At 32.0% G+C, this 14,388-nt stretch carries 13 protein-coding genes and 1 tRNA gene; 6 read left to right on the plus strand and 8 right to left on the minus strand.

Going from position 1 to position 14,388, the window contains the following annotated elements; all coding sequences use genetic code 11:
• Positions 1-9: 9 nt before the first annotated feature.
• Positions 10-1,851, minus strand: a complete 1,842-nt coding sequence (locus Q4Q34_RS14535) for an SLC13 family permease (protein WP_303315656.1) — start codon at positions 1,849-1,851, stop codon at positions 10-12.
• Between the two features lie 250 nt (positions 1,852-2,101).
• Here Q4Q34_RS14535 and Q4Q34_RS14540 point away from each other — a divergent pair, with 250 nt between their 5' ends.
• The 3 genes from Q4Q34_RS14540 to Q4Q34_RS14550 all read left to right on the plus strand — a co-directional run bounded on the left by Q4Q34_RS14540 (position 2,102) and on the right by Q4Q34_RS14550 (position 3,820).
• Positions 2,102-2,896 carry a cation transporter gene (locus tag Q4Q34_RS14540; protein ID WP_303315655.1) on the plus strand — a complete coding sequence of 265 codons (795 nt, stop codon included), beginning with the start codon at positions 2,102-2,104 and terminating at the stop codon, positions 2,894-2,896.
• Positions 2,897-2,927: 31 nt separating this feature from the next.
• Positions 2,928-3,644 (plus strand): bacillithiol biosynthesis deacetylase BshB1, encoded by a 717-nt coding sequence (bshB1, locus tag Q4Q34_RS14545; protein WP_303315654.1) that lies wholly within the window; start codon positions 2,928-2,930, stop codon positions 3,642-3,644.
• A 102-nt stretch (positions 3,645-3,746) separates the two neighbouring features.
• A tRNA-His gene (locus Q4Q34_RS14550) sits at positions 3,747-3,820 on the plus strand.
• Positions 3,821-3,886: 66 nt separating this feature from the next.
• Here the strand turns inward: Q4Q34_RS14550 and Q4Q34_RS14555 are convergent.
• The 3 genes from Q4Q34_RS14555 to Q4Q34_RS14565 all read right to left on the minus strand — a co-directional run bounded on the left by Q4Q34_RS14555 (position 3,887) and on the right by Q4Q34_RS14565 (position 6,481).
• Positions 3,887-4,897, minus strand: a complete 1,011-nt coding sequence (locus Q4Q34_RS14555) for a M28 family metallopeptidase (protein WP_303315653.1) — start codon at positions 4,895-4,897, stop codon at positions 3,887-3,889.
• A 63-nt stretch (positions 4,898-4,960) separates the two neighbouring features.
• Positions 4,961-6,010 (minus strand): M28 family peptidase, encoded by a 1,050-nt coding sequence (locus Q4Q34_RS14560; RefSeq protein WP_303315651.1) that lies wholly within the window; start codon positions 6,008-6,010, stop codon positions 4,961-4,963.
• Positions 6,011-6,196: 186 nt separating this feature from the next.
• Positions 6,197-6,481 carry an FUSC family protein gene (locus Q4Q34_RS14565; RefSeq protein WP_303315649.1) on the minus strand — a complete coding sequence of 95 codons (285 nt, stop codon included), beginning with the start codon at positions 6,479-6,481 and terminating at the stop codon, positions 6,197-6,199.
• 274 nt (positions 6,482-6,755) lie between these two features.
• Between Q4Q34_RS14565 and Q4Q34_RS14570 the strand changes: the two genes are divergently transcribed.
• Complete coding sequence (locus tag Q4Q34_RS14570; protein ID WP_303315647.1) at positions 6,756-7,595, plus strand: universal stress protein; 840 nt, start codon at positions 6,756-6,758, stop codon at positions 7,593-7,595.
• Positions 7,596-7,611: 16 nt separating this feature from the next.
• On the plus strand, positions 7,612-8,073 hold the full coding sequence (locus Q4Q34_RS14575) for a c-type cytochrome (protein ID WP_303315645.1): 462 nt from the start codon (positions 7,612-7,614) through the stop codon (positions 8,071-8,073).
• Between the two features lie 130 nt (positions 8,074-8,203).
• Here the strand turns inward: Q4Q34_RS14575 and Q4Q34_RS14580 are convergent, their stop codons facing one another.
• The 3 genes from Q4Q34_RS14580 to Q4Q34_RS14590 all read right to left on the minus strand — a co-directional run bounded on the left by Q4Q34_RS14580 (position 8,204) and on the right by Q4Q34_RS14590 (position 12,451).
• Positions 8,204-9,442 (minus strand): pyruvate:ferredoxin (flavodoxin) oxidoreductase, encoded by a 1,239-nt coding sequence (locus Q4Q34_RS14580; RefSeq protein WP_303315643.1) that lies wholly within the window; start codon positions 9,440-9,442, stop codon positions 8,204-8,206.
• A gap of 446 nt (positions 9,443-9,888) precedes the next feature.
• The gene (locus Q4Q34_RS14585; RefSeq protein WP_303315641.1) at positions 9,889-10,440 is read right to left on the minus strand and encodes an OsmC family protein; all 552 of its coding nucleotides are present in this window, start codon (positions 10,438-10,440) and stop codon (positions 9,889-9,891) included.
• 178 nt (positions 10,441-10,618) lie between these two features.
• A complete protein-coding gene (locus Q4Q34_RS14590; protein WP_303315640.1) occupies positions 10,619-12,451 on the minus strand; it encodes a sigma 54-interacting transcriptional regulator in 1,833 nt (610 codons plus the stop codon).
• 187 nt (positions 12,452-12,638) lie between these two features.
• Between Q4Q34_RS14590 and Q4Q34_RS14595 the strand changes: the two genes are divergently transcribed.
• On the plus strand, positions 12,639-12,977 hold the full coding sequence (locus Q4Q34_RS14595) for a DUF4870 domain-containing protein (protein ID WP_303316296.1): 339 nt from the start codon (positions 12,639-12,641) through the stop codon (positions 12,975-12,977).
• Between the two features lie 243 nt (positions 12,978-13,220).
• On the opposite strand, the gene dnaN is transcribed toward Q4Q34_RS14595, so the two are convergent.
• A complete protein-coding gene (gene dnaN / locus Q4Q34_RS14600) occupies positions 13,221-14,339 on the minus strand; it encodes a DNA polymerase III subunit beta (RefSeq protein ID WP_135877891.1) in 1,119 nt (372 codons plus the stop codon).
• Positions 14,340-14,388: the final 49 nt, after the last annotated feature.

The following is a 14,388-nucleotide window of genomic DNA, read 5'->3' on the forward strand; positions in this document are numbered from 1 at the left end:
AAATAATTTTTAGAAAGGCCATATCATTGGCACTAATATTAATGATATAATAAAAAAGATCAGTAGTAGCGGTGCTCCTACTTTTAAATAATTCATAAATTTATAGCCACCGGCGGTCATCACCATAGCATTAGTTGTAGTTCCTATTGGGGTTAAGAAAGCCGTTGATGCACTTATGGCAACTACAATCATAAATGGAGCAGGAGACAGGTTTAGTGAGTTTGCAGCAAGTATAGCTATAGGTGCCATTAAAACAGCTGTTGCTGAGTTGTTAATGACTTGGCTAAATGTTGTTGTTAGTAGAAATACGCCACCTAGTAATAATACAGGGTGAATAGATCCTAAATAATCGACTAAACCATTAGCTATAACTTGTGCCGTTCCTGTTTTTTGTAATGCTACACCCATAGGGATCATAGCAGCAATCATAACAACACTTGTCCAACTGATGCCTTTATATGCTTTAGAAATAGGGACACAGCCTGTTAATAAAACGATACCAGCAGAAATTAATGCCGCAATTGATCCTGGTACTATTTTAAAGACCATGAATATGATCATGAGAACTAAAGCACCTAAAGCGATAAAAGATTTAGAACTAAGGCTTTCTACATTTTTAGCCATACCTTCAGGACTACCAATAATAACCAGATTTTCATGTTGCTTCTTTAAATCATCAATATGTTCCCAGGTACCTCGTATTAAAAAAGCATCACCTGCTTTTACAGTAATTTCTTTTTCTTGCAGCGGTTTATTATTTCTTGATGCTGCTAAAAGCTGGATCCCATATCGTTTAAAGTAATCGCCTAATTTATATCTTCTACCAACTAAAATAGAGTTAGGGTTTACGATCACTTCGGTCATACCGACCTCTTGATTAATTAAATTATTTTTTAACTCATCTGTAATAGGTTCTAGTGGTAATAGACCCAATCTAAACGAAATCATAAGCTTATTGATGGCTTCTGTATCTCCTTTTACAGTAATAATATCATGATAGCATAGCTCTGTATTTGGGCTTGGAAACTCTTCAAATTGATGTATCCCTTTTAAAACATTTGGATGTCTTCTTTTTAATCGAATAATTGAGATATTATAATTTTTTTCAAACTGCCATTCTTCAATTTTTGTGTTGATTAACGGAGATAACGATCTTATACGCAATCTGTAATAGCCTTCATCAATTTTATAAGCTTCTATCCAGTTATGTAAAGTAGATTCAATATTTACAGGCTTATTATTCGTTTTGTTTTTTGGTAATAATTTGTAGCCTATGTATCTAAAATAAATTAAAGCCACTATTAATAATGGAATCCCTATTAATGAAAATTCAAAAAATGAGAACCCATCAAAACCAGCATCTATCAAAGCATTACTGGCAATAATATTTGGGGGCGTACCTGTTAACGTTAGTAAGCCGCCAGTATTGGACCCAAAAGCAACAGGCATTAGCATTTTAGATGGAAGCGTACCTATGCTCCAGGCAGATGATATTGTAAGAGGCATCAAAGTGGCTACTGTACCTGTATTACTTACGAAACCAGATAATACACCTGCACCTAGTGTTACTATAACTAATAATTTTGGAACGCTTTTTCCTGCCCATTCTACAAACTTTTTACCAGCTAAAGCAGTCCATCCAGTTTGGGCAATTCCTTCGCCTATAATAAAAAGAGCAGCAATCATGATGACGGTTGGGTTACTAAACCCGCTTAGCGTTTCTGTTGGAGTTAAAATTCCTGTTAGGAATAAACTTATCATAGACATGAGAGCTACAATGTCTGGTGTAAACTTTCCCCAAACAAAGAAACCAATGGTAATAACTAAAATGACGAGCATTAAGTAGATCATAATTTTGTAATTGTTTTTTTAGTTTTAGTGATGTAATAATTATAGAGTAAAATTACTGCTGATTATCGCTAATAATTATGATTAATGTCATGCTTTTTCCAGTAGCCTTGTTTTTGGGGAATTATGAAAATTCAGTGCTATTTTATATAGAAAATGAATACGAAAACGTAAGAGTAGTATTGAGTTTTTAATGATTTATTATATATTTAATAAATATGGGTTTAAGAGTCGTAAATAATTAATAAAATAGGTGGAAAAAACAGAATTTGAGATATCTAAAATGGATTGTCCTTCTGAAGAAAATTTAATTCGGATGAAGTTGGAAGGTATAGGGGCTATTAAGAATTTAGAATTTGATATTCCAAATCGAAAACTTTTTGTGTTTCATACAAAAGACATTGATAGTATTGAAAAGTCTATAGTTGAACTTAATTTAGGAGCTACAAGAATAAGTACAGAACAGACTAATCAAACTCACTTTAACGTAGAGGTTAATCAAAGAAAACTACTTTGGATAGTATTGGGGATTAATTTCTGTTTTTTTATTATAGAAATGATTACAGGTTTAGTTTCTAAATCCATGGGACTTGTGGCAGATAGTTTAGATATGCTTGCAGATAGTTTTGTTTATGGTATTAGCCTTTTTGCTGTAGGTGGAACACTTATTAAGAAAAAACAAATAGCCAAACTTGCAGGTTATTTTCAAATTATACTAGCAACCATTGGTTTTGTTGAGGTTTTAAGACGATTTTTAAGTGAAGAAGTATTGCCAGATTTCTCAACTATGATAATTGTTTCTATTTTTGCACTTATAGCAAATGGCATCTGTTTATATGTGTTGCAAAAGACAAAAAATAAAGAAGAAGTACATATGCAAGCAAGTATGATTTTTACGTCTAATGATGTGATTATTAACTTGGGGGTTATCATTGCTGGAGTTTTAGTAACTTGGTTAAATTCAAACAAACCAGATTTAATTATAGGAACTATTGTTTTTGTTTTAGTAATTCAGGGGGCTTTCAGGATTTTAAAACTCAGTAAATAAAAGTACTAATTAGTAGACTAATAAAAATGTTATGAAAATAGATATTCTTGCTATTGGAGCACATCCTGATGATGTGGAATTAGGTTGTGGTGGTGTTATAGCAAAAGAAGTAGCCAATGGGAAAAGTGTTGGTATTATAGATTTAACAAGAGGCGAGTTAGGAACGCGAGGTACGGCAGAAACCAGAGATATTGAAGCTGATGATGCGGCTAAGATACTTGGAGTCGATTTTCGTGTTAATATGGGATTTGCAGATGGGTTTTTTATAAATGATAAAAAGCATCAATTAGAAATTATTAAAATGATTCGTAAATACCAACCAGATGTTGTGTTATGCAATGCTGTTGATGATAGGCATATAGATCATGGAAAAGGAAGCAAGTTGGTTAGCGACGCCTGTTTTTTAAGCGGATTAATTAAAATTGAAACTCATGATGGGGAAGAACAGCAGAACCCATGGCGGCCTAAGCAAGTATATCATTATATACAATGGAAAAATTTAGAACCAGATTTAGCTGTTGACATATCAGGGTTTATAGATAAAAAAATGGCATCTGTGCTAGCTTACAAAACGCAGTTTTATGATAGTAATAGTAAAGAACCAGAAACACCTATTTCTAGCAAGAACTTTACAGACAGTATTATTTATAGAGCTAGAGATTTAGGAAGATTGGTAGGGGTGGAGCATGCAGAAGGTTTTACTGTTGAAAGACATATTGCGGTTGATAGTTTATTCGATATTAAATAGTTATAATTTTCTGCCATTTTTTATATAAAATATTAAAAAAGTCTTTGTAGATAAAGTTTAAATCAATTACATTTGCACACGCATTACAAAATGCGTGACACGGTGGTTGTAGCTCAGTTGGTTAGAGCATTGGTTTGTGGTACCAAGGGTCGTGGGTTCGAATCCCATCATCCACCCAAAATTAAAAGCCTTTCAAATTTTTGAAAGGCTTTTTTTGTCTACTGATGTAAAATAATTATGTCTTAATCCACTTTTACCCGTTTACTTCTATTTGCAATTTCCCAGGCTGTATGGAAAATTAGTCGCGCTCGTGTTTCTAACAAATCGTATTGAATTTTGTCTGGAGTATCCGAAGGTCTATGATAATCGGCATGCGTACCATTAAAATAAAATATAACAGGGATATTATGTTTTGCAAAATTATAATGATCAGAACGATAATAAAAACGATTAGGGTCATCATCATCATTATATGTATAATCAAATGTCAGATTAATATATTTCTTGTTCACCGCTTCAGATATATTATGTAATTCCTTACTTAATTTATCCGATCCTATTAAGTATACATAGTTTCTATTCTTCTCATGTTTTTGATCTACACGACCAATCATATCTATATTTAAATTTGCAACTGTATTTTCTAGAGGTATTATAGGGTCTTCATCTGTATAGTATCTAGAACCGAATAGTCCTATTTCTTCACCTGTAACATGCAAAAATAAAATAGAACGTTTAGGACCATGACCTTTATCTGAAGCAGTTTTAAAAGCTTCAGCAATTTCTAAAATGGCAACGGTACCAGAACCATCATCATCTGCGCCATTGTTAATATCCCCATTTCCAGAAATGCCAATATGATCTAGGTGTGCCGAAATTATAACCACTTCATCTGGTCTTTCTGTACCTTCTATATATGCTAAAACATTTTCAGAATCCTTTATACCACCGGAAAAATAAGAAGCAGGGATTTCTTGAAAATAATCACCTTTTGCAATAGGAGACTGGATACCTGTAGATACATAATGGTTTTTAATAAACTCTACAGCTTTTTTTTGCCCAGGTTCACCTGTTTTTCTGCCTTCAAATTCATCTGAAGCATATATATAAAGAGCTTCTTTTAATTCATCTGCTGTAATAGTTTTGGCATAGTCTATAACATTGCCAGTATTTTTTGAAAGCTTCTTGTTTTGTGAATTGCTGCATCCAACTACAGATAGTGTAGTGTATAGAAGAATTACTAAATTTTTCATTTTATAAAAATATATTTCGTACGATATTACAAAAATGAATTAATAGAATAGCAATTTTTGAATCTAATTTAACAGTTCATTGTGTTCGTCAACTACGATACGGTGTTTTTGATTGGCAATTTGCCATGCAGTAGTAAATATAAGCTTTGTACGTCTTTGTAAAAGATCATAATCTATTTTATCAGGCGTATCTGTAGGTTCGTGGTAATCACTATGCTCTCCATTAAAATAAAAAATAACAGGAATACCTTTTAACGCAAAATTATAGTGATCTGAGCGCGAGTAATATTTATGTACTTCGCCCTCAGCATTATATCTGTAATCTATATTTATGTTGAAATAGGATGCATTTATTTTTTCAGATAAATAATGCAACTCCTTGCTTAGCCTGTCTGATCCAATTAAATAGATGTAATCTTTATTGTTTTGATGTATGTCGTCAACTCTCCCTATCATATCGATATTAAGATTAGCAATTGTATTTTCTAAAGGAAACACGGGATGTTGTGTATAGAATTCAGAACCTTGTTTACCTATTTCTTCTGCGGTTAAATGTAAAAACAAGATACTACGTTTTGGTCCATGACCATCTTTTTCGGCCAATTTAAAAGCTTGGGCCATTTCCATGATTGCTACAGTGCCAGAGCCATCATCATCTGCACCATGATTTATTTGACCATTATCAGAAATACCAAGATGATCTAGATGCGCAGAAATAATAATAATGTCTTCTGGATACTCGCTACCTTCTATATACGCTAAAACATTTTCTGAATCTTTAATACCTTTCGAAAAAAAAGTTTCAGGAATAACCTGATAATAATTATCACCTCCAAAAGGAGATTTTATGTTCTCATTTTTATAATATGATTTTAAAAATTCAGAAGCTAATTTTTGTCCTTTTTCTCCAACTTTTCTACCTTCAAATTCATCTGAAGAAAATTTATATAAGTGTGTTTTTAGTTCTTTGGTAGTTATGGTATTAGCGTAGTTTATTACATGCGTACTATCTACTAATTGAATACTATCTTTAAGGTTTTGGATTCTTGTAGTATACTTTGGTGTGGAACAAGTGCCCACAAGGATTACCGATAGTATATAAAAGTATTTCATGCGTTTTTAGTCCGATTTTTACATGTAACTAATAGCTAATTCATTTTCGAGGGAGAGAAAATTTTTAGAGTGCTAGTTTTATTCTAAGCTTTAGTCTACAAATATATACAAATACAGGAGAAATTACTTACCTAAAAAGATGAAATTTTTATTAAAAATTTTGAAGCTTTTAATATACTTCTTCATTTAAAATCTGTTTTTTGTGATTTGTAAAGTATTGGTATTTATCATTTCATTTTTATCGAAGATAAATTTATACGCAGCTATGGCTAATACTATAGCGGTAACCAAGAATGTAAACTGAATTACTTTTTTTTCCTGGCTACTTTTTTTTGACAAGTAAAATACCACTAACCCAAATGTTAATCCAGCTATAATGGACATAATTTCTAAGTTATAAATTAGAAGTCCAATTAGCATTATTGCTAAGACAGAAGCTAAAATAGCTAAAAAAACAAAGATTATTTTCATTTAAAATATTTATTCATTTAAACCAGATTTCTGATTTAATTTTTGGTATGATTAATTGTACTAATTCGAGAGTTAAGGCCTATATACTACTACAAAAAATCAAAATTTATATGCGCACATTGTACGTTAACATTAATTGTGCCGAAAATGAAATATTTCAAATTATTTTTTAACTTTTTATTGTAAATGTAAGTAATGGATCACAACTGACATTTGTCATAGTTTTTTTTTGTCCGTGAGACTATATTTACTTGAAATTCCATTCAGTATTTCAATGAAAACGATATTGTTACCCACAGATTTTTCCAAGAACTCAATGAACTCTATTGATTTTGCTGTAGCATTGTTTAAGGATGTTGAGTGCGAATTTTATTTGCTAAATGTGCAAAAAGCATCATCATTTATTTCTGACGACATGATTGCTGTTGCATCATCTGCAACTATTTATAAAACCATAATCGATGCCGCTAAAAAATCCTTATCAAACATTATTTCTAAATTAGAAAAGCGTGATAAAAATGATAAACACCATTTTCACTCAATGGTTGATTACGATAACTTTATAGATTCTATCAACCAAGTTTCTGAGAAAAACCAAGTTGATTTGATAATTATGGGAACTAAAGGTGCTTCTGGATTGCAAAAGGTGATCTTTGGAAGCAATACGGTACGAGTTATACAGCGATGTAAAGTACCAGTACTTGCAATTCCTGATAATTGTGTTTTTTCTAACTTAAATAAATTGCTTTTTGCTCCTAACAATGTGAATTCATTTGATGTTACCCACTTAAAACCTTTAGTCGATTTAGTAGCTCAAAACGATTCTAAATTACATGTTTTACACGTTGCTGACGAAAACCATTTAGTACAGAAACAAGGTAAGAATGTCGATTTTTTTAATTTACATTTTACGAATTCTATTCATGATTATATAGATGTAAAAACTAAAGATATGTATGATGTTGTACATAAGTATATCATTAGGAATAATATAAAAATGCTATGTATGGTAGATGAGAAACATTCTTTTTTAGAACGTTTGTTTAATAAACATTTGGTTGAAACTTTTGCCTTTAGTATCGATATCCCCTTTCTGGTAATGAAAAATAATTAACTTAAAAATATGTGAAATGAAAGTATTAATCTTTTTTATGGTATTCACTTTTATGTTTACAAGCTGTAAAAAGCCTAAAGATGAACAGAGTAAATATTTAACGGAATCTTATAGTCAAAATGATCAGGAACATCCAGGTAAAAAGCTTATGGAAACACACTGCTATTTATGTCATGATGCTACCACAAGTGAAGCTGAAAGGTTGGGCCCTCCAATGATAGCAATTAAAAAAAGATATATTTTTCCAGATACATCAAAAGAAGAATTTGTGAATGATATGCAAGATTGGATTAAAAACCCCAACGAAAAAGACGCAAAAATGTATGGAGCTGTTAGACGGTTTGGAGTCATGCAAAAATTACCGTATTCAGAAGAGGTTATTGGGCAAATAGCGGACTATATGTTTGATAATCAAATTGAACAACCTGTATGGTTTGAAGAACATTACAAACAAATGAGAGGGAATATGAAAAGGTAAATTATGCCTTTTAGAGAATAATGATGTGAAAAGGGTTTAGCGCATAATGGTGTTAAGCTCTTTTTTTTAGAGTATTATTTATGTGTTTATAAGCTAATCAACCGATTATTTCATATGAATTTATTCATTTTTAAATTTTTACGCTTAACTTTATAAAATAGTTAATCCATTCAAACTCTCTAACTTTAAAATGAAATTCTTGTTTTATATTATTGAAAATTGCTTGAACCATACTTGGCGTGAATTCTTTTGATGATAGCCCATAACGACCTCCAACTATTTTAGGGAATGCCATTATTTTGTTGTTTTGAAATGCCTCTGAAATAGATTGAACTATATCTAAATATAGAGGCTCACCTGTTGAACCCGGTTCTTTGGTTCTGTCTAAAACCGCAATTGATTTTGTAGATTTCGGTAATGCCTTAACTAAATGTTTTGTGCTAAAAGGTCTGAATAACCTAACTTTTATTAACCCCAGCTTTTCTCCGTTTTTATTTAAATATGTTATAGTATCTTCTATGGTTTCGGTTGAAGAAGCCATGGAGATAATAATATGTTCTGCGTTTAAATCACCAACATAATCAAACAATTTATATTCTCTCCCTGTTAGAGAGGCAAAAGTATCCATGTGTTTTTGAACAATGTCAGGGCACATATCATAGACAGGGTTTGTAGCTTCTCTACTTTGAAAAAAAACATCTGCATTTTGACTCGTTCCTCTAATAACAGGATGGTTAGGATTTAAAGCTCGATTTCTATGAGTTTCTATATCTTTTTGATCCATCATAAATTGGATAGTTTCATCTTGTATTGTTTCTATTTTATTTATTTCATGAGACGTTCTAAATCCATCAAAAAAATGAATAAAAGGGATACGGGATTCTAAGGTTGCTGCTTGGGCTATTAAAGCAAAATCTTGTGCTTCTTGAACAGAGGCACTACCTAACATAGCATAGCCAGATTGGCGTACCACCATAATATCACTATGATCTCCAAAAACAGATAAGGCATGTGTAGCAATACTCCTGGTGGCTACATGAATGACATTAGGGGTTAATTCACCTGCAATTTTATACATGTTTGGAAGCATTAAAAGTAAGCCCTGAGACGCAGTAAAAGTTGTAGATAAAGCACCTGTTTGTAATGCACCATGCATAGATCCAGCAACACCAGCTTCGCTTTGCATTTGAAAAACAGAAGGTATATTGCCAAAACTATTTTGTTTTTTTTCTGAACACCATTGCTCTACTAATTCACTCATTTCTGAAGCAGGCGTAATAGGGTAAATAGGGAAGACCTCATTTGTTTTGTATGCTATGTTTGCTACAGCTTGGTTGGCGTTTAATATGCTATGTGTTGAAATTTTCATTGGTGGTATTGGTTTAGAAAAAAGGATTATTTGTTAACTTTTAAAATAATCCTTTAGTGTCTGTTTTAAGTGTTATGATTATCTTTTAAATCTTCTTTTGCTATGCCATTTTTGACTTCTTGTATAATGAACTTATCTTGACTTTTTCTATTTCCTAAAAAATGGCTAAAATTCGCCCATATTTTGTTACTTTTTTTATTCTTAGCACTGCTATGCCTTGCAAAAAAGGCCTCATCTGAACAAATTTTATCTCATTTTCGGTTAAAAATAAAAAGTCAAGATAAGTTCAATGACTAGAAGTGTAGATTCTTCCTATGTATAGATTTTCATTACTTTGAGGGATTGTTTGTGCTATTTGAATAGTTGTCATAATATTTGTCTTTAGTTGATTGATAAAAAAATGACTACTCCTACTGTTTTTCGAGTAGTCATTTTTTTGTTTGCCACTACTTTACAATTTCAATTGAAACAGGTGTAGGGTTTGTGATCATATCGAACACTGGAGAGAATTTTGCCAAATTTTCAAGTTGCTCGGTTGATGCATCCGATTTTACTTTAAGTATTACTTTGATACCATCAAAACCGTTACGTACTTCCGGATCTAGTCCTAAAAACCCGTGTAAATCAACACCGCCTGATAAAGTTGATTCTGCGCTTTCAATGTCAATGCCATTTGCTGCTGCATGATAAGTCATTGCTGCTGTTAAACAAGAGCCTAAAGCATGTAAAACAACTTCTGGTGGAGTTGCTGCTTTGTCTTTTCCTAATAATACGTTAGGGTGGTCACATTCCATAGAGAAAGTTGCCTCGCGAGATGTATCTTCTTGCCCTACACCATAAAAACCTTTGATGTTAGAAACACAATGTCCGCCTTCAATCCAATCGTTTTTAGATCTGAATTCGAATTTAGCTAAATCTGGATTTTGTTGAACTGCTCCAATAGTTTCTACTAATTGATCTACATTTACTCCGTTTTTTACATTTGCTGTTGTAATCATTTTTTCTAATTTTTAAATTGTTAAACATTATTGTTTGGTTGGTATAAAGCCAATGGCATGCCAAACTATTTAACTATTTGTAAATCAGATTGTTGAAATGTTTTTGTGTTAGTGCAAGTGTGACGATAATTCGTTTATTTACGAAATATCGTGAATTTATTTATGAAATATCGTGAATTTATACAGGCCTTTCTATTCCTAAAGCCTTAATTCTGGAAGTTAATGTAGTGGGAGGGAGTTGTAATAAAGCTGCTGCACCGTTTGCACCAGATATTTTCCATTTGGTATGTTTAAGCGCTTTTAAAATATTCTCCTTTTCTAAGAAAATAAGTTCCTGGGATGTTAAGATTTTTTCTGTAACAGTTTCTTTTGTTATGTCTGTTGAATTGGTATCACTTGGAATAATAGCTTGCCAATTTATAATACCGTTTTGTGAAACTATAACAGCACGCTCAATTAAATTCTGTAGCTCTCGAACATTACCAGGCCAATTATAAGAAGTAAGCAATACTCCATCTGTTTCAGATAACTGAACTATGGGCTTATTCAACTTCTTAGAAAATTGAGTAATCATTTCTTGAGCAATCAGGCAGATATCATGACCTCTGTTCCTAAGTGCTGGAACTTCAATAGGAAATACATTAAGTCTATAGTATAAGTCTTCTCTAAATTTTCCTTCTTTAGAAAATTCAAAAAGGTTTCTATGTGTGGCTGCAATAATTCTAACATCTACTTTAATAGTATCAGAGCTTCCAACGGGATCAAATTCACCTTCTTGAATAATACGTAATAATTTAGGTTGTAGCTCTAATGGCATTTCGCCTATTTCATCTAAAAAAATGGTGCCCTTATCTGCCAGCAAAAAACGTCCTTTTCTACTAATAGTTGCACCTGTAAAAGCACCTTTTTCATGTCCGAATAATTCACTTTCAATCAGGTTTGCTGGTATCGCGCCGCAATTAATGCGAATTAAAGGTTTATCGTTCCTGTTACTTTCTTTATGAATGGCTCTGGCTACTAATTCCTTACCAGTACCTGTTTCACCATTTATTAGAACAGTAGCGTCTGTTTTTGCTACTTGATGAATGAGATTAAGTGCATCTTTCATGCTCTTATCTTCGGCAATAATCCCATAGCTACTGGTAAGTTCTTGAATTTCTTCTGCTAAATACTGGGTTTGCTTAGTTAGCAGATTTATTTTGTCTTCAGCAACCAAGCGCTCTTCAATATTTCGTAGAATGAGCGTGTAAAAGGTTTTTGTATTAGTACCATATTTACTTATGGTGCCTTCGTTTAAGGTTTCTGTATCGTTTGATCCTATTACTTTTACAATATTTGGTAGGTAGTTGTTTATTGGCTTTTTATCATCTTCTGCTTTAACAATAGATTCGATTAAACTAGCGCTGTCTTCATCGAAGAAAAATAATACATTGCGTTGCAGCGTGTCATCATTTTCTAATAAGGTATTTGCAGATGGATTTGTAAGCACAATTCTGAAGTTGTCGTTAAACATAATAATGGCATCCATGGCTCCGTCAATGAGGCCTGTCATTTTGCTATTTGCTATTTCTATGTCTTGTTTGGATGATGCTAGCCGTTCTTGTATCGCATCTAATTCGCGGTGACGCTTAATCATGACAGATAGAATACCTTGGGCAAAACCGCTATCGTTTTTAATTAAATTTAAAAAATGCTCACGCTCAATTTTTAAAACTTTAGTGTTTTCTATTGTGGTGACAGATGCTGAGCGCGTTTCATTATCTATCAAAGCATATTCACCAAAACAATCTCCAACACTTAAAGTGTCATAAATGTGGTTCTTATCATGAATTTTTACCGAGCCTTTTAAAACGGCATACATGGAATTTCCAATAGTATCTTTTTCGAAAATAACTTCATTTTTAATATAAGTTTCTTCAGTAATATTATCACATAAATGTTGAAGGGATTCTTGAGAGACTTCAGAAAAAAAAGAAATTTCAGATAAAAAATTTATGAGGGTTTTGGTCACTTTTGTTAAGATATAGTTAGATAATGATTGTTAAAGATATTAATTATTATAATAGCTTTATAACTTAGCATTTTAAATGCTTCCCTTTTTAGGTAAACTTGTTTCTCTAAAATGAAAATCGATAATGCTGTAACATTTTGTTAAATACAGCGTCATATAAGTATCAATCAAAAAATAAATCACAATGATGAGACAAGATAATCAACTTTTAGTCATTACCCATTTAAGTCAACTAATAGCTTTGGTAACAGGTTTTGGTAGTTTATTATTACCATTAGTATTATGGCTTACACAAAAAGAAAAAGTATACCAAATGGACAAGCACGGTAAAAACATTATAAACTTTCAGTTAAGTTTAATTGTTTATTTTATAATATGTATTCCCTTAATATTGCTATTTGGCTTAGGTTTATTAGGCTTTATAATTTTAGGGATTATTTCTATAGTTTTTCCTATTGTAAATGCTATTAAAGCTAGCAAGGGAGAAGTGCCAACATACCCTTTGTCTTTTAATTTTATAAGTTAAAATTTAAATAACAGGTCATCCTCATTATTAAAAAATAGTTTATCTCTAGATTTTTATTAGTTAGTTTATTTTAGTAGGAGATAAATAAAACGCTCACTTTTAAGTGAGCGTTTTTTATTCCTGTGAAGGTGGGAATTTTTTTGAATGAAAATAGGCTATCAATTTTGATAGCCTATTTATAATGAATAAAGTATTTTAAACCTCTATCTCTATTAAAGAGATTCCTGCCTTCACAGGAATTAATTATGAATTTAGCATTACTGGCATTACAAGCATTGTAATTTGCTCACCTTCATCAAGTCCGTCTATAGGGGTTAAAATACCAGCTCTATTTGGCATACTCATTTCTAGTTGTACCTCGTCTGATCCCAGGTTGTTTAGCATCTCGGTTAGAAAACGTGAGTTGAAACCAATTTGCATGTCGTCACCTTGGTAGTCACAAGTTAAACGTTCTTCTGCCTTATTACTGTAATCGATATCTTCTGCTGAAATATTAAGCTCTGCACCGGCAATTTTTAAACGTATTTGGTGTGTTGTTTTATTTGAAAAGATACTCACACGTCTTACGGAGTTTAAAAATTGTGTTCTGTCTATAACTAATTTATTAGGATTCTCTTTTGGTATAACAGCTTCATAGTTAGGGTATTTGCCATCAATTAAACGGCAAATTAACTCAGAGTTTTCAAATGTGAATTTGGCATTCGATTCGTTATACTCAATAGTGACATCTTCTTCTTTAGCAGCTAAAATACCCTTTAAAAGATTTAAAGGTTTTTTAGGCATAATAAATTCTGCAACTTGGTTAGCTTTAATATCTTCACGTGTATATTTTACTAATTTATGAGCATCTGTAGCAACAAAGGTTAAACCTTCTGTTGAAAACTGAAAAAATACACCACTCATTACTGGACGTAAATCGTCATTCCCGGCTGCAAAAATAGTTTTACTAATCGCAGTAGCTAATATATCTCCAGTAACAACTGTTTTACTTGGGTCTTCAAGAGCAACTGCTTTAGGGAACTCATTACCATCAGCATAAGCCAAAGCATATTTACCATGATTTGAGCTAATTTCAATGGTGTTATTGTCTTCTACAACAAATGTAAGCGGTTGTTCAGGAAATGTTTTTAAAGTATCTAATAACAAACGAGCAGGAATAGCTACACTGCCTTCACTATCACTTTCAACGTCAAGAGACGAAGACATAGTGGTTTCTAAATCGCTTGCCGAAACAGTCAATTTAGTATGCTCTAATTCAAATAAAAAATTATCTAAAATAGGTAAGGTGTTAGAGCTATTAATGACACCCCCTAAAACTTGTAATTGTTTTAATAAATAGGTACTGGATACTATAAATTTCATGTATTTACAACGAGTTTAAATTTTAATAAAGCTATCTACAAATATATTC

Source organism: Flavivirga abyssicola (assembly GCF_030540775.2).
GTDB lineage: Bacteria > Bacteroidota > Bacteroidia > Flavobacteriales > Flavobacteriaceae > Flavivirga > Flavivirga abyssicola.

What these genes read in the sequence shown, in the direction of transcription:
- Q4Q34_RS14555 (WP_303315653.1), bottom strand. Translation starts at nt 4,897, where the DNA reads ATGAAAAATTTAGTAATTCTTCTATACACTACACTATCTGTAGTTGGA.
- Q4Q34_RS14560 (WP_303315651.1), bottom strand. Translation starts at nt 6,010, where the DNA reads ATGAAATACTTTTATATACTATCGGTAATCCTTGTGGGCACTTGTTCC.
- Q4Q34_RS14580 (WP_303315643.1), bottom strand. Translation starts at nt 9,442, where the DNA reads ATGAAAATTTCAACACATAGCATATTAAACGCCAACCAAGCTGTAGCA.
- Q4Q34_RS14570 (WP_303315647.1), top strand. Translation starts at nt 6,756, where the DNA reads ATGAAAACGATATTGTTACCCACAGATTTTTCCAAGAACTCAATGAAC.
- Q4Q34_RS14585 (WP_303315641.1), bottom strand. Translation starts at nt 10,440, where the DNA reads ATGATTACAACAGCAAATGTAAAAAACGGAGTAAATGTAGATCAATTA.
- bshB1 (WP_303315654.1), top strand. Translation starts at nt 2,928, where the DNA reads ATGAAAATAGATATTCTTGCTATTGGAGCACATCCTGATGATGTGGAA.
- Q4Q34_RS14535 (WP_303315656.1), bottom strand. Translation starts at nt 1,851, where the DNA reads ATGATCTACTTAATGCTCGTCATTTTAGTTATTACCATTGGTTTCTTT.
- Q4Q34_RS14565 (WP_303315649.1), bottom strand. Translation starts at nt 6,481, where the DNA reads ATGAAAATAATCTTTGTTTTTTTAGCTATTTTAGCTTCTGTCTTAGCA.
- Q4Q34_RS14575 (WP_303315645.1), top strand. Translation starts at nt 7,612, where the DNA reads ATGAAAGTATTAATCTTTTTTATGGTATTCACTTTTATGTTTACAAGC.
- Q4Q34_RS14595 (WP_303316296.1), top strand. Translation starts at nt 12,639, where the DNA reads ATGAGACAAGATAATCAACTTTTAGTCATTACCCATTTAAGTCAACTA.
- dnaN (WP_135877891.1), bottom strand. Translation starts at nt 14,339, where the DNA reads ATGAAATTTATAGTATCCAGTACCTATTTATTAAAACAATTACAAGTT.